This is a genomic window from Bacillus sp. D386, assembly GCF_006346415.1.
The window spans coordinates 250,809-265,765 of record NZ_VEMV01000003.1 but is presented as its reverse complement, the minus strand read 5'-3'; the positions used below and the strand labels follow the sequence as shown (position 1 = coordinate 265,765).

Below are 14,957 nucleotides of genomic sequence, written 5' to 3'. Positions count from 1 at the left end.
ATCTGCATATATTTGTTGAATCAAAAAACAGACCAGGAGAAGTCTGTTTTTTGTTTAGTGAGGCTCTTTTTTCTCTCTTGTTGTTTGATCGGCCACTAATTTTTCTAGTTTTTTTATAGCAGTTTTCATCACTTTCCCATAGGTTTCATCACCAAACATGTCACGTAAAATTCGATAATCATTATAAATATCGAGAAGATGATTAATTTTCTCTTGATGATCAGACTCCTGGTTACCATTTTTATTTAAATGTGCGAGCGGTGAGGGCTCTGTTAGTTTCTTATACTGATTTGATTTCAATTTTTGATTAAGAGCATGTTTCTTCAAAAATTGTTCTGCATCTTTCGCATCTGCAAGAAAAATCAAATCATCCTCATTGCATTCTAGCCATTCATTGTCTGTAATTCTAGATAATTCATAAATAATATCTTCCCACGATTCTTCTTTATATCTCCAAATTTCAGTTCGAAACCCAATGACTTTAAAGATTTCCTTTCCATACCCTTTCACTTGCACTAAATCTCCAAAAAAATACTTGTAATCAATATTTACATGTTCTGCTTCAAATAAAAGCCCTTCAAAATCCTCAACAAGCATTAAGGATGATTCCGTAAATACTCCATCAGCACCTTGGACCTCATATACATAGGTTTGATTAAATTCCTGAACAGACTTCACTTTACCCACGATTCCGTTCACTAGTATGACTACTGAATTACCAATTGCAAACTTCGGTTTATTACGCTTGCCCATTGCTGCCACCCCTCGCAGTTCGGGTAGAATTTTTATCAGTATATGCAGCTCTTTAATTGAGGGGAAGCCTATTATTTAAACTCTTTTAGCCATCTTCCCGAAAAAACAAGACTTGATTCAGTAAAAGGATTAAATTGGGGAAAGATTTATATTTTTGACTTTGGCTTAATTCACCGATTTAGACTGGATTTGTGACAGAGTTGGCTGCTTTCTTCCTGTCCCCTACTGTATTTACAGTAAATCAATTGTTACCCATTCTATGACTGTCGGAAAAAGACATAGTTTTTAATTTCAACTAATACAATCTTTTTCGTAAAAAAGAAAAGCAATCCACTTATTCAAGTAAATATGAATAAGCAGATTGCCATGAAATTTTCATGCGATAGTTAAGTAGAAATATCTTCATCGGAAGGAATGGTTAGAATAACGCTCGTTCCTTCTCCTTCTACGCTTGTTACTTCAAATGTACCTTTTAACTCTTCCATGATTTTCATGCTCGTTGCCAGTCCTAATCCGGTACCATTTTCTTTAGTCGTAAAGAATGGGGTACCAAGCTTGGATAACGTTTCTGCTGGAATACCCGGTCCATTATCCTTAATGATTAATTTCATTTTATTCTCAAAACAATCTGTTAAAATGCTGATCGTTCCGCCATCTTTCATAGCATCTCGAGAATTTTGGATTATATTTAAAATTACTTGATAAAGACGATTTCGATCTGTATAAATGATTCCTTCATGATGAATATCTTTTAATATTGTAATATTATTTTTATTTAACTCCGCTCTTTGCAGTAAAATAATTTCTTCAATCAACTCAGTAACTGAATATTTTTTCAAGAGTAATTGATATGGTTTTGATAGATTCAATAATTCGCCGACTATTCTATTCATACGGTTTAATTCTTCTATAATGATATCAATATAATTTTTAAATATTTTTTCATCATAGGGATGATCTCTTAATAGTTGGAAAAGCCCCCGAATCGTCGTAATAGGATTTCTGATTTCATGGGCTACTCCGGCCGCTAATTGGCCAACATATTTAAGCTTCTCCGTTCTGAGAATCTCCTTTTCCCGTTGTTCCAAGGTTTCTATCATGGAAATAAAGGCCCTATTAAGTACATTTAGCTCATGATATGTACTTTCAATTTGGTTATATTTTTTTCCGTTCGTATATCTCTCCACACCTTCTGCCATCCTGACAACAGGCTTAACTACTGTTTTAGATATATAATAGACAAATAGTAAAATACCAATCAGCAGTATTAACCCTATCATTAGATAACGATCAATTAATTGCAGCAATGGAGCATATACAACTTTTTTACTAGCTTCGGTAACCACATACCACTGCTCCTGGGCATCAGTTCTTTCCTTGATTGGTTTCACAGCAAATAACTGCTTGCCATCCTTAGATTGAATTAATTCATTTTGCTTATCAGAGTAAATCAATTCATCTAGTGAAAGATTATTTTCCTCCAGAAAGTTTGTTTTCATAATATTATCTTCATTTTGCTCTGATACAATCCAGCCCTCGTGATTAATCATAAACGCTGTATAAGGAAATTTTTCACGCTCAAGTGTTAAATTGGACTCTATCGTTTTCCACAGATGAAATAAATTAAATGTTGGAGCAAATACTCCATTTATTTCATTATCATTCGTATAAATTGGTGTGCTAATCAAAAAAAATGGCTTTTCACGATCTAATTTATACACTTTAGACAAATACTGAATGCCTGCACTTGATTTTTCGAAGGATTTACTATTTATAAAATAAGGAGTGATATCATTATACTCCTCCGAGGGAATTACATCCCCGTCCTTATTAACATAGATATATCCAGAGTAAATCGGCTTTGATTCAACATATTCCTTCAAAAAATTCAATGAATGCGTTTTATTGTCACTTTCTATATCGGAATGCCGACTTAAATAAACTAGATCACTGATTCTCTCATCTATAAAACGATCTGTTGTATCTGCCGCATGGTAAGCGGCCGTTCGCAATGTCATTCTAACTTGATTTTCAATTAACGATCGCTGGGTCGAATACGAAATAATCCCAAGGCATAGTAAAGGAACCGTTGAAATAATAAGAGAATAACTTAACAAACGGGTTTGTAATCGAACTGGCATAGGAACACCTGTTTCTTTCTGTTAAATTCAATTGCTAAAAAGCTAAGAATCCTACTAAAAATTTAATAAAGCTTTGATATGGTTAATCTGATTTTCTACAAACTATAACTCACCAATATGCTGAAGGTAAAGATTCCAGGCATCGTCAAATAGGCTCATGTCCAATATATAGTCAACATTCATTTCTAGATACAGACTTATTTCATGATAATCAGACGAATTCTTAGGAAAACCGGGATCATGAAAAACATTTTCAGCAAACATGGACATCTCACTTTTCTCCAGGGCATGCCTATATGTGTTTAAAAATCGATAAAAAGATTTCACTTGCTTTCGCTCCACTCATTTAACATTAATTATGCATTATACATATTACCTAAAAAAACTACATAATGCTATTATTTACCTTGTTGATTTGGGGTACTTCACGCGAATAATGATACGAATTACCTTCATTTATATAATAATTTTGTTAATCAACAATGACACCAAATCTTTTTGGTACTATGTATATTGCGGATAATTCTTCTTTCTATTCTGTAACAAGTATACATGAATACAATACATTTCCATATATTATAAAACAATTAAATGTTGCAGAATAACATTAATTCACAAAAAAACCTCGGAATAATCCGAGGTTTTCATTATACTAAAACCGGTTCTACTTTTACTTCCTGAACTTTACGGATAATATCACGCGCTACCCAGACCCCACAGGCACTTGCCTGCGCTAATCCCCTTGTAATACCGCCTCCGTCTCCACCTACATATAAATTTAATATGTCTGACTGAAAGTGCTCATCTAAATTTGGTCTTGCTGAGTAGAATTTTGCCTCTACTCCATAAAACAATGTGTGCTCAGATGCTAATCCTGGCGTTACTTTATTTAATGCTTCGGTCATTTCTATTAAACTTTTCATTGTATTGTAGGGTAAAACCAAGCCTAAATCTCCTGGAACTGCTTCTTTCAAAGTAGGCTCGATAAAACCTTCTTTTATTCTCTTAACAGTAGATCGTCTTCCTTTTAAAATATCGCCGTACTTTTGAATAATTAAACCGCCATTTGAAAGGGCATTTGCCAGTTTTGATATCTCATGGGCATATTCTGTAGGCTTATCAAACGGCTCAGAAAATTTATGGGATACCAGTAATGCAAAGTTTGTATTATCACTGCCAAGTTCAGGATCTTTATAAGCATGACCATTCGCCAGCATAATTCCAGAATGATTTTCAACTACAACATGCCCGGAAGGATTGGAGCAGAATGTGCGAACCTGCGTACCAACAGAGGTATTGTAGATAAATTTACCTTCATATAAATGTTTATTGATTTCTTCCATTACCACATTGGATGTTTCAACCCTCACACCAATGTCAACCTGGTTACTCGTCATTTTAAATTTACGTTTTTTAAGAATCTCTGTTAACCATTTGGAACCGTCTCTCCCCGGTGCGACCACGACATAATCAGAATATAGCTTTTCTCCATCTTTAAGAACAATTCCTTTGGCTACATATTGGTTATCCTGCTTTTCAGTTAATACATCTTCTACTTCTGCCTTAAAAACCATATCTATTCTGTCTTTTAAATATTCATAAATACTTTTTAAAATTTCAAGATTCTGTTCCGTTCCTAAATGACGTACATAAGCTCGCAATAGCTTTAACCCTGCTGCATAGCCTGACTTCTCAATTCGGCGCACTTCTTCACTCATTGGATTCGTAAGCGTATCAGTAGCACCATGCTTTATGTTAATTGCATCTACATATTTTATCAGTTCCACAACTTGATTTTTTGATAAATAATCTGTCATCCACCCGCCAAATTCGCTTGTAATATTAAATTTCCCGTCAGAATACGCACCAGCTCCACCAAATCCGTTCGTAATGGAACAAGCAGGCAAACAACCCGCAAAGCTCTTTCGATTAGTAGGTGGCGGACATTTAACTATTCTCTTCTGTAATATTGGGCAGTTCCGTCTATATATATCATGACCTTTATCAATTAAAAGAACCTTCGCTTCCGGTAATTTTAGAGTAAATTCGTAGGCAGCAAATATTCCGGCAGGACCGGCACCCACGATAATTACATCATAATTCGTTTTCATATGAGGATCTCCTCCATTTATAGGTCTGCTCCGCACTAAAAATCATACCAAAGCGAACATGAACCGTCAACAGAAAATACGAACATTATTTTTGTAAATTATATTTTTGTTCGCCTTTAAAGTGTTTATATGTAGTTTTTATCCAAACATAAGATGTTTTTTTACCAATCCATTAAAAAAGGACGGATAACCGTCCTTTTTCCCTTTAATCAGCAAGGGCTGCAGAAAGAAGCACCGATAATAATAAGGAGGATAAATAACACAACAATCAATGCGAATCCGGAACCAAAACCGCCTCCGTGTCCGTAACCTCCACCGTAACCATATCCACCGCAACCGCTGAAACATCCATCTTGACCACCGTAATACATTTGTTTCACTCCTTTAGAAGTTCATCATTACATTTTTACTATATGTGTTATTCGCCCTTTAGGTATGTGCATTCGCCTAATTTGATTGCCTTTTTTATGTAAATATTGTAACATTATTGTAACATCAGACTAGATTATAGAAAGAAAAATGGGGGTTAATCGTATTTTCAAACGCAAGCAAGGGTTATTACTTGTTGTGATGGTTGCCACAGGTTTATTGTTTTTTTTCAGTTTTAATGTATTTTACAGCAAAAGCCAAACACAAGGCTTAATGGATAAATTAGAGAATGGACAAAAAATTCGCTATTTAGTATTAGGTGACAGTATTGGTCGCGGATCGGGAGCAGAAAAGCCTGAACTTACTTGGTTCTCCCAATTAGAAAACATGATTCATGAGAAATATGGAAGCAAAATGAACGGACAATATATTGTTCAAAGCGGTGCCACTTCATTTGAAGGCATCTATAAATTGCAAGAAACAAAGGTTTCCCCATACACAGATTTAATCTTCATTGTTTTTGGTGAAAATGACAGGAAATACATGCTGAAAGACGATTTTGCCGAATTGTATGAGAATCTAATCAGGCACGCTAAAATCAGTGCACCACAAGCAAACGTAATAACTGTGATTGAGAGCAGCTTGCCGGATGAGGGGTTTGCCCAAACAATCAAGGATATCAGCCAGCATTATGGAGCTGTCCCAGTAGATATGCGACCAGTCTTTAAACAGTCGCCATTATCGATTTCTGAATTAACAAAGGACTCCGTTCATCCAAATGGAAAAGGGTACTCTTTATATGCGAATGAAATCTTTAACACCCTTAGTACATTGGATCACGCACAAAAATCAGTGACTCTGCCTAAAGCCAAATATATTCAAAACGAGTATCAATTAAAAATGAATGGTCGATACAATTATAATAACGGGTTTACGAAACATAATGGATTTCTCCATTCAAATAAAGAAAAGAGTCAATTAATCTATCAATTTAATGGACCAATTGTTGGCGCCGTTTTATTTCGCGGTCCAGATGGTGGTACGGCGAATATTTATATAGATGATCAATTTCATAGTACCATCAGTACTTGGTGGCCCTTTCAAAAAGAAAGATATATTTATCTGGCCAATAACCTCGGGGAAGGTACACATGAACTAAAGATTGTTCCTACCGGACTTCAAAGTAAATACAATTCAACGAACGAATCTTATATTAGGATTTCTGGGATACTTGAAAAGGATAAAGATTAATAAGGAACTACTGTTTGTTACGGTTTCTCTTTTTGAATTTAGAATCTCAATTCATTTTCCACTAGAAAAAATAACACGTAACAGCAAAAGAGGAAGCGAATATGCTTCCTCTTTTCAATTACTTTTCACCGCAAAAGCAATACTCATATTTACAAAAATTCATCCTGTGCTTCAAAAATGTTTGAAAAAATCCTATTTGTTCTTTTTCTATTTTAAAGTAGCCTGTAACTGGATGCTCTGCTGATAGGTTGAAAATCCTGCGATAGTCATCTAATGGAATAGATACTAGTTCCTCTTCACCAATAACGATCTTATCTTCATCACTAATTTCGTTCCATTGAATCATCCTAGTTGTTTCTTCCTCAGAGAAAAAATATGGCGACGTACATTGTTCAACAAACAGTCCATTACTTTCAGCAAATTGAATAGCGGATTGACAATTTACATTAGACCCAATATACATATAGTAATCATAGCCAAAGTGTATGAAGAATTGATCTTTACTATAGAGCTTACACCATATAAAATTTCGCAAAATCATTTTGCAAATCAAACGCAATTCATTTTTGTTTACCAACAGGTCTTCTTTGAGAACCAGCTTTTCAAATTCCTGTTCGTATAAAGGTGATGTAAGGTCTTCTTCAGAAATCTTCTTATCCAATTGCAAAATTCTTAGTGAATCAATATTACTTTCCTCCATGAATTTAATCATGGAATTTATATAAGCTGTCTCAACCTGAAGATATTCATGAAAAGTGAATTCCTTCCCATTAATAAATTCCCCTATTTCAGAAGGACAAGTCCATTCCTCCGCTATGGTATAGTACCCATTTTCATCCCTAAAATCAGGATTAAACTTTGTGACACACCACTGAAAATTTATTTGTTTAACCACCCTGCCCCTCCATTCTCCGTAAGTAAAGTATATCATTTACATTAAATTTCATATTTGAAATTCCAAATTGCAGGAGTTTGCTTTTTAACATCTCGTGTTTTGCAAGGGAATTTAAGGTTGTAAAAGCTCTTACAATGAAACGAGAACCCGTTAGGTATAATGATGTAAAAATATATCGTAAAGAAAAAATAACAGATTCACATTTTCCAAAACCCATTTGCTCTATTACGAATACGGATTACATAACAAAAAGGATAATCACCCAAGCAGGCAACGGTGTCCTCACTTAGAGAGATTATCCTTTACAATTTAATATCAGCTGAACAACTTTACATATCGCCCGTATCCTTCTTTTTCCAATTCTTCTTTTGGTATAAACTTTAGTGCAGCAGAATTAATGCAGTATCTTATCCCTGCAGGACCCGGACCGTCGGGGAATACATGACCTAAATGAGAATCCGCTTCATTACTCCGGACTTCTACGCGACGCATGCCGTGTGAATAGTCGTCCTTTTCGATTACTTCAGACTCATCAATAGGTTTTGTGAAACTTGGCCAACCACACCCCGCGTCATATTTATCCTTTGAACTGAAGAGTGGCTTTCCCGAAACGATATCCACATAGATCCCTTCTTGTTGGTTGTCCCAGTATTCATTTCGAAAAGGCGGTTCTGTACCACTTCGCTGGGTTACGTCATATTGCATAGGTGTTAGTTCTTTTAGACGATCAGAATAATTGGTCAATTATTTTCACCCCAATGCTCTTTAATAAACCCAGAACGCCCTGAACCTACTTGATAGGATTCATAATGATCTTTATTCTTCTTATAGAAATGCTGATGGTACTCCTCAGCTGGATAAAAGGTTTTGGCAGGAAGAATCGGTGTTACAATTTCCTTTGTAAATCTACCGCTGTTACCCAACTCTTTTTTGGATTGCTCCGCAATTTCCTTTTGTTCCTCGGTTGTATAGAAAATGGCTGTCTTATAGGAGTCTCCTCGATCACAAAATTGTCCGCCTGCATCTGTTGGGTCAATTTGCTGCCAGAATAACTCCACAATTGATTTATATTTTATAATAGCGGGATCAAATGTAATTTCTACTGCTTCTACATGTCCAGTACTACCTGAACAAACTTCCTCGTAAGTAGGATTTTCTTTATGTCCGCCTGTATAGCCTGAAATAACACTTTTTACTCCTGGAAATGTGTCAAAGGGTTTTACCATGCACCAAAAACACCCACCGGCAAATATTGCTTTTTCCATCATCCTACCCCCTTTTGAGTTTATATTTATAAACGTATAGATATTCTACCCTTTTATTGTTAATTAAGAAAATGGTTTGCTTAAGACTTTTCTCATATAAAGACACATGCCTAAGCTCTCTTGCATATAGCTAGAATATAATTTGGAAGTGCAAGGAGTGAGACCAATGTCCTCTATGAATGGACAAAGCTATTATCAGAAGGCAAAGGAATACGATTTACTCTCCCAGTATTACAAATATACAAATCCTGATTTGTATATTAAGTATTACTACAGACATCTGCATTATATGGATCAGTTACTTCATCAAGGGGCAGGAAATGAGCGGACTACGCTTGGTAAGATAAGGTTTTTCCATGCCCTTCCATCTGTAAAAAGCATAGATTTATATATAAATGGAACACGGATTTTCAAGAACGTCCCATCTAAATCTGTTAGTCATTATTTATCACTGCCTGAGGGGAAATATGAATTTGACCTTTATCCGAGCGGCCAATCACATTCCGCTTTGTTAAGCAGAAAAGTAGACATTAAAGAAGGAACCCCTTATACCATTATTGCTGCAGCGAATCAAAATGGATATTCTCTCTTTTCAATCGAGGATAATCTTACTCTTCCGACCAGGGAGACAAAGTTAAACTGTTTAAATCTAAATCCTGATTCGGCTGGTATCGATATCGCTGTAACAGGTGGAGATACCATATTTTCTAATTTAGCCTATAAAAAGCCCAGCTCTTATCTTGGATTGACTCCGATGACAGTAGAATTTTTAGTGAAATGTTCAAAATCGAAAGAAATGATTCTTGATCCTTTTTCCGTCACCCTCCATCCCGACCAAATATACACAATGCTTATTTTAAGCTCGGGAAACGAACATAAAGACCCGGAAATTGTGTTTATTTAAAAAATGAGAGGAATTGCATCCATGGACTCATGGTACAATTCCTCTTTTTACAATTATTCTACCGGAACTAACAAACTTAACTTAATTTCATCATTTTTGAGATCAAAAGACTTTGCTTTAACTGTGATTCCACTCTTAAGATCCATTTGGCTTAATGCCAAATATATGTTTTTTTCTTTAGGTCGTATCATAACCCATTCAGGTGTATCATATTTTTCGTTAATGTAATTCAATACAAACGTTGCCGGCAAGCTCATACCGCCAATTTGAATAGCTTCATGCTTTAAAAGTAAATCCCCATTTTCGAGTGTAACTGGTTCAAATAACACCTTGATTTCGACATTTCTGCCAAACGCGGATAATGTTCCGTACAATTCAAGACTTTCCTTTAAAAGCACCTCATATTTAATTGGACTATCTGAGCTTTCTTCCTCAATATAATAATTAATAATCCGATTAAGGTCTTCCTTATTGGATGTAAACGGTATCTCCACTTTTTCATCGTTAGTGGCTAGTTTATTTAATGATTCTTCATCCTTTATCGGACGAGTCGTCCAATAAATCAGGATACAGGCTGCAATTAGGTTGATTGCCAATAGCCCCAAAAAAAGTCCTTTCCACTTGTTATCTATTTTGAAGATTCTCCTCATTCTTCTCCCCCTCTTGTACCATCCTCATCGTATTTATGTTTTTAACAGTACTCTCTTTCATTTTCTCATATATACGTGAAGCAATAATCTCATAGCCCCTGTCATTCGGATGAAAATAATCCTCTTTGTATAAAAGATTTTCATTTGATTTTGAGAATGCATCATCAATTCGGATGAAAAAAGCATTTGGATCCTCAGAAACTATTCCCTCACTGACGCTATTCCAATCATCCATGATAATATCCAGTTCCTGAAATGCAGATATCCATTTCCCGAAAGGGTTATACAAGCCAACAAAATAAATTTCTGCTTCTTTATTATATTGTCTAATTATACTAAAGATTTCTTTCAGTCGCTCTTCATATTGAATAGCCTCCAGATTAAAATCCTTCATGGTTAAATTTGTAAATTGTTCTTTTACAACTCTCATGATATCGTTTCCGCCAATCGTAATGATAATGGCATCAGAAGTTTTTATATCCGATATTAATTGCGGTGTTTTCAGCCGTCTTAAAAGATCTGCAGTTCGATTGCCGCGTATACCGTGATTGGTAAATTCCGCTTCTCTTATCCCCTTATTTTGTTCTAAATAGGAGACTAAATATGGAATATATCCCCCTTGATCACTGCTATCCCCAACACCCTGGGTCAAGGAATCCCCCAGTGAAACTACCTTCACATCGGCAGGAAAGAAATCATTCGGAATTTCCCGTTTTAATGCTTTTGTTATAGAGGAGGCTGAATGTTCTTCCACTTGCTTTCCAAAAAAATATTGATAAGGACTGCATCCTGAAAGCATAAATATCATAATCACAGTTATCAAGGTTTTCCAAAACATAAGTGTCACCTGCCTAAAGATTACTCATTATTATATTCATTATAGTTACAATAAATATCCTTATGATATAAAAAAAGACAGGTTTCCCCTGCCCCTAATTTGACTGTAGTATTTTTATATGTTTAATAATATCCTCGAATGGAATACCTTCAACACCAGAATATTGCTGAACAACTGTGCCCTCTTGATCGACCAATGAAAAGCTCGTTCCATGAATTACCTGGTCCCCTTCTGCAGGCTTCTGCACCAATACTTTAAAGCTATCCTTCGCCAGGCTTTCAATCGTTTCTTGGTCATACCCTGTTAAGAAGCTCCAATTATCGAAATTCGCCTGAAAGCTTTCCCCGTATTTTTTCAAAATAGAAGGATTGTCTACTTCCGGATCGATACTAAAGGAAACAAAATGTACATCTTCAAGACCTTCTTCAGTAATCATATTTTGAAGCTTTTTCATATTGGAAGTCATCGGCAAACATACTGTATTGCAATTTGTAAAGATAAAATCAGCAATCCATACTTTTCCTTCTAAATCACCTTTTGATACTTTTTGTTCATTTTGGTCCGTAAAGGTAAAATCCTCCACCTTCCAATTTACCGCATTGGGTATTTCTTGTTGAGAGCAACCATTAACAACTAAAATCAGAAAAAATACCATTGCTATTTTGCCTAAATAGTTCATGAATTAACCACCCTGCGTTTAATCTCTAATACTGTTAATTTTATCAAAATCTGTATTTTCACAAAAGTATTTTGCCTTTGATTGACGGATTGTCTTATCTTTTTAATTGAATTAAAATTATTCAAAGCTCATTATATGAACAAGGTGCTTTAAATCCTAGCTATAACATCCCTTTGTGCACTATTATATTTTGAGATTTAAACACTGATAATTTCGTTTGAGTTTCTTTGACTCGTTATAAAACCCTACTCGAACTGAATTTGAATCGTCACAATTTCAGAGCGTGTACCAATCCGAATAGGCGGTCCCCAAAAACCAAAACCGGATGTTACAATTGAGTTCATCTGACCCTTTTTTAAATAGCCCCAATCATTTTCATATATCGCTTCAGTGATTAGATTTCCCGGAAAAATCTGACCGCGATGGGTATGACCGGAAACCATTAAGTCAACGCCTTCTTGCTGCGCAATATCAAGTTCATAGGGCTGATGTTCCAACAAGATGGCGGGCTTTTCGAGATTTACACCACTTATTAATTTTTCTAAAGGCAACCTATCTTCCTCAGTTCGATCCTTGCGCCCAATGAGAGTGAACTCTTCTTTAACCTCTACGGTTTCATCGTACAGTACTTGAATTCCGCTGCGCTCTAACGCTTCAATCAGTTCCTGCATCGTACCATCGTGCTTATCATGATTTCCAAGGGATGCATACACCCCATATGGTGCCTGTAGCTTGGAAAATATCCGATCGATTTTCTGATCAAGGAATGGTTGAACATCATCGTCAAATAAATCTCCAGGCAAAAGGATTAGATCAGGATTCAGCTCGTTAACTTTCTTTACAAAACGCTCCGCATGGTCTTTACCCGATAGCAACCCAAAATGTGTATCTGCAGCCATTACGATATGTAAGTTTTCAAGGGACGAGGAACCTTTATCCATCTTAAGTTCATAGTTGCGTACGACTGGGCTATAGGCATTATATGTACCGTATATCATAAATGTTATTAACAGCCCTACAGTGATGATCCCTGCCCAAAACTGCGTTTTGGGCCGATGCAGCCGTGTCAGGCGTAGGAGAATAACTGTAATATGAGCAAGAGGAACTAGCATTAACAGTAAGTAAAAGCATGCCATCCAATAAGCACCAACAATATTTAAAAATGTCAGCCCAGAAAAGCGGCCAATTATAAATGAGCTTGCTGCAAGTATAATGATGAAGCTGTATAGGATCTTAAATCGCCGGCTTGAAGATTCCGGTCGTAGCCAACGATATCCCCGCCAGCCTATATAGTAGACGAGGCCACCATAAAGCAGCAGTGCAATAATCAGAATAAGAATGAACATATGTATTCCGAAAGACTCCTTTTTACATAATTTTTATCGTTTTAGTTTAATAAGGTAACATCCTACTTTATTATGACTTACCTATTCTTGATTGTTAATTTATTTGATTTTTATTTTATTCCATATCAACTAAAAGGGACATAAACTTTAAATGTTGTACCTTTGTTTTTCTCACTTTCGACTTCAATTTTCCCTTTCATTCTCTCGATAACTTGATAACAAACCATCAATCCAATGCCGGTTCCTTTATCTTTTAATGAGTAGAAGGCTGTGCCTAAACGTTTTATTTGTTCCTCACTCATGCCAATACCTGTATCTGATATCGAAAAGACTATACACTCTCCTTCTTTCTGAATGGATAAAGTCAGTTCGCCGCCATCCTTCATTGCCTCAATCCCATTTTTCATAATATTGATTAATACCTGTTTCACTTCATTTGTATTTATGTATATTTCCAAGTCGAAATCCAATTCGAAGTGTAAATGAATATTGCTGACCATTAAGGCATATCCGTTCATTAAATCAACAATATGAGCGGAGAACTCTGATAACATCACATATTCCTTCGATCCTAAGTCCGGCTTGGCAAGAGATAGATAATCGTTAATAATTCCTTCAGCCCGATTGATTTCGTCCACCATTAATTTTATATATGATAATTCCTCTTCAGATAACTTGCTTTTATTTTGGAAGATTTGCAGAAATCCTTTCACAACGGTCATAGGATTTCGAATCTCATGAGCAACAGATGCTGCTAATTGTCCAATGGCATTCATTTTTTCAGCTTGTTGCAGCTCTTTTTGGATACTCGTCCTATATACAATATTATCAATTTCCTTTATGGCTTCATCAAAATTATTAATCAGCATTTCATTATCAGATTTGGAACCAATTTGTACTGAAGTAATTGAAAGCTTTTCAAATAAAATATGAAGCTGATGAACCATAAAGTTGAATTGTTCAAAAAGCTCCTCAAAATCTGTTGAGGAATCTTCGGTTAACTTTATATTAAACTCACCCTGACTTACCTTCGTTATCCCTTTAATCAGCTTATGAACAGGGCTCATTAATTTATTTATATAATGATGAAGGACACCATATGCCATACAAAAAATGATCAATATACTTCCAATGAATAGGAGTGTCCAATACAAGTTTTTCGTGAGCACTTCATCTGCATTGATTGTCACCGCTAATATAGCTTTATTAGACCCTTCTAATCCATCAATCCCAGCATAGGCATTGACCCATTTATTCGAAGATTCCTTATATATTTCTGTTATTTGCGGATTTTCACCATGTATGACCTTTTGAATATAAGGTAGGGTTCGTTTGCTTGGCATAAAGGGGGACCCCTCCTTTATACCATTAGGTTGAGTACCATCTGATGCACTGATGATTTCATAATGCTTTTTATTTTCGTTATATAAAATAATATGTCCGGAATATAAGTGATTACTCTGTTTATCCATTTCGTTTAGATAGGTTTTCAGTTTAGACCTTGCACCAATTGAGGAATCAGTATTAACTGAAGCTTCATTTATTAATCGGGAGGAAATCATTGATGAGCCAACCATAACCATCCCCTTACCTCTTTCATACAATATATCTTCTGTATAAGCATTAATTAATTTATACCCAATAATTGAGATAAGAATGATAGTAATGAGCATTATCAAAACTATTAGCGTCAAAATTTTGCGTTTGATTGACATCGGCTTTTTTATATTCTTCATAGATCCCTCACACAATTTC

At 35.5% G+C, this 14,957-nt stretch carries 15 protein-coding genes; 2 read left to right on the top strand and 13 right to left on the bottom strand.

Going from position 1 to position 14,957, the window contains the following annotated elements; translation table 11 throughout:
• Window positions 1–54: 54 nt before the first annotated feature.
• From FHY45_RS10180 to FHY45_RS10160, 5 genes are all read right to left on the bottom strand, one after another.
• Entirely contained in the window at window positions 55–753 is a 699-nt protein-coding gene (locus FHY45_RS10180; protein ID WP_066107111.1) for a hypothetical protein, read from the bottom strand.
• Between the two features lie 386 nt (window positions 754–1,139).
• Window positions 1,140–2,894 (bottom strand): ATP-binding protein, encoded by a 1,755-nt coding sequence (locus tag FHY45_RS10175; protein ID WP_139891806.1) that lies wholly within the window; start codon window positions 2,892–2,894, stop codon window positions 1,140–1,142.
• A gap of 102 nt (window positions 2,895–2,996) precedes the next feature.
• Entirely contained in the window at window positions 2,997–3,221 is a 225-nt protein-coding gene (locus tag FHY45_RS10170; RefSeq protein WP_077248138.1) for a YozE family protein, read from the bottom strand.
• 320 nt (window positions 3,222–3,541) lie between these two features.
• On the bottom strand, window positions 3,542–5,005 hold the full coding sequence (locus tag FHY45_RS10165) for an NAD(P)/FAD-dependent oxidoreductase (RefSeq protein WP_066107115.1): 1,464 nt from the start codon (window positions 5,003–5,005) through the stop codon (window positions 3,542–3,544).
• A 209-nt stretch (window positions 5,006–5,214) separates the two neighbouring features.
• Window positions 5,215–5,376, bottom strand: coding sequence for a YjcZ family sporulation protein (locus FHY45_RS10160; RefSeq protein ID WP_066107118.1), 162 nt, complete (start codon window positions 5,374–5,376; stop codon window positions 5,215–5,217).
• 148 nt (window positions 5,377–5,524) lie between these two features.
• Between FHY45_RS10160 and FHY45_RS10155 the strand changes: the two genes are divergently transcribed.
• A complete protein-coding gene (locus tag FHY45_RS10155) occupies window positions 5,525–6,625 on the top strand; it encodes an SGNH/GDSL hydrolase family protein (RefSeq protein ID WP_139891805.1) in 1,101 nt (366 codons plus the stop codon).
• Window positions 6,626–6,743: 118 nt separating this feature from the next.
• Here FHY45_RS10155 and FHY45_RS10150 read toward each other — a convergent pair whose 3' ends face one another.
• From FHY45_RS10150 to msrA, 3 genes are all read right to left on the bottom strand, one after another.
• A complete protein-coding gene (locus FHY45_RS10150; protein WP_139891804.1) occupies window positions 6,744–7,520 on the bottom strand; it encodes a DUF7683 domain-containing protein in 777 nt (258 codons plus the stop codon).
• Window positions 7,521–7,835: 315 nt separating this feature from the next.
• Window positions 7,836–8,225, bottom strand: coding sequence for a peptide-methionine (R)-S-oxide reductase MsrB (gene msrB / locus FHY45_RS10145; RefSeq protein WP_066107820.1), 390 nt, complete (start codon window positions 8,223–8,225; stop codon window positions 7,836–7,838).
• 35 nt (window positions 8,226–8,260) lie between these two features.
• Window positions 8,261–8,785, bottom strand: a complete 525-nt coding sequence (gene msrA, locus FHY45_RS10140) for a peptide-methionine (S)-S-oxide reductase MsrA (protein ID WP_373925470.1) — start codon at window positions 8,783–8,785, stop codon at window positions 8,261–8,263.
• 166 nt (window positions 8,786–8,951) lie between these two features.
• Here msrA and FHY45_RS10135 point away from each other — a divergent pair, with 166 nt between their 5' ends.
• Complete coding sequence (locus FHY45_RS10135) at window positions 8,952–9,689, top strand: DUF4397 domain-containing protein (protein WP_139891803.1); 738 nt, start codon at window positions 8,952–8,954, stop codon at window positions 9,687–9,689.
• 53 nt (window positions 9,690–9,742) lie between these two features.
• On the opposite strand, the gene FHY45_RS10130 is transcribed toward FHY45_RS10135, so the two are convergent.
• The 5 genes from FHY45_RS10130 to FHY45_RS10110 form a co-directional block, all read right to left on the bottom strand.
• On the bottom strand, window positions 9,743–10,339 hold the full coding sequence (locus tag FHY45_RS10130) for a YpmS family protein (RefSeq protein ID WP_066107139.1): 597 nt from the start codon (window positions 10,337–10,339) through the stop codon (window positions 9,743–9,745).
• Window positions 10,314–11,177 (bottom strand): SGNH/GDSL hydrolase family protein, encoded by an 864-nt coding sequence (locus tag FHY45_RS10125; RefSeq protein WP_139891802.1) that lies wholly within the window; start codon window positions 11,175–11,177, stop codon window positions 10,314–10,316. Before FHY45_RS10125 ends, FHY45_RS10130 begins: the two co-directional genes overlap by 26 nt.
• A 94-nt stretch (window positions 11,178–11,271) precedes the next feature.
• Window positions 11,272–11,856: an SCO family protein gene (locus FHY45_RS10120; RefSeq protein ID WP_257469021.1), complete on the bottom strand. Its 585-nt coding sequence runs from the start codon at window positions 11,854–11,856 to the stop codon at window positions 11,272–11,274.
• 245 nt (window positions 11,857–12,101) lie between these two features.
• Window positions 12,102–13,202, bottom strand: coding sequence for a metallophosphoesterase (locus FHY45_RS10115; RefSeq protein WP_139891801.1), 1,101 nt, complete (start codon window positions 13,200–13,202; stop codon window positions 12,102–12,104).
• A 125-nt stretch (window positions 13,203–13,327) separates the two neighbouring features.
• The gene (locus FHY45_RS10110; protein ID WP_180349950.1) at window positions 13,328–14,938 is read right to left on the bottom strand and encodes an ATP-binding protein; all 1,611 of its coding nucleotides are present in this window, start codon (window positions 14,936–14,938) and stop codon (window positions 13,328–13,330) included.
• Window positions 14,939–14,957: the final 19 nt, after the last annotated feature.

What these genes read in the sequence shown, in the direction of transcription:
- FHY45_RS10180 (WP_066107111.1), bottom strand. Translation starts at nt 753, where the DNA reads ATGGGCAAGCGTAATAAACCGAAGTTTGCAATTGGTAATTCAGTAGTC.
- FHY45_RS10175 (WP_139891806.1), bottom strand. Translation starts at nt 2,894, where the DNA reads ATGCCAGTTCGATTACAAACCCGTTTGTTAAGTTATTCTCTTATTATT.
- FHY45_RS10165 (WP_066107115.1), bottom strand. Translation starts at nt 5,005, where the DNA reads ATGAAAACGAATTATGATGTAATTATCGTGGGTGCCGGTCCTGCCGGA.
- FHY45_RS10160 (WP_066107118.1), bottom strand. Translation starts at nt 5,376, where the DNA reads ATGTATTACGGTGGTCAAGATGGATGTTTCAGCGGTTGCGGTGGATAT.
- FHY45_RS10155 (WP_139891805.1), top strand. Translation starts at nt 5,525, where the DNA reads ATGGGGGTTAATCGTATTTTCAAACGCAAGCAAGGGTTATTACTTGTT.
- msrB (WP_066107820.1), bottom strand. Translation starts at nt 8,225, where the DNA reads ATGCAATATGACGTAACCCAGCGAAGTGGTACAGAACCGCCTTTTCGA.
- msrA (WP_373925470.1), bottom strand. Translation starts at nt 8,785, where the DNA reads ATGGAAAAAGCAATATTTGCCGGTGGGTGTTTTTGGTGCATGGTAAAA.
- FHY45_RS10135 (WP_139891803.1), top strand. Translation starts at nt 8,952, where the DNA reads ATGTCCTCTATGAATGGACAAAGCTATTATCAGAAGGCAAAGGAATAC.
- FHY45_RS10130 (WP_066107139.1), bottom strand. Translation starts at nt 10,339, where the DNA reads ATGAGGAGAATCTTCAAAATAGATAACAAGTGGAAAGGACTTTTTTTG.
- FHY45_RS10125 (WP_139891802.1), bottom strand. Translation starts at nt 11,177, where the DNA reads ATGTTTTGGAAAACCTTGATAACTGTGATTATGATATTTATGCTTTCA.
- FHY45_RS10120 (WP_257469021.1), bottom strand. Translation starts at nt 11,856, where the DNA reads ATGAACTATTTAGGCAAAATAGCAATGGTATTTTTTCTGATTTTAGTT.
- FHY45_RS10115 (WP_139891801.1), bottom strand. Translation starts at nt 13,202, where the DNA reads ATGTTCATTCTTATTCTGATTATTGCACTGCTGCTTTATGGTGGCCTC.
- FHY45_RS10110 (WP_180349950.1), bottom strand. Translation starts at nt 14,938, where the DNA reads ATGAAGAATATAAAAAAGCCGATGTCAATCAAACGCAAAATTTTGACG.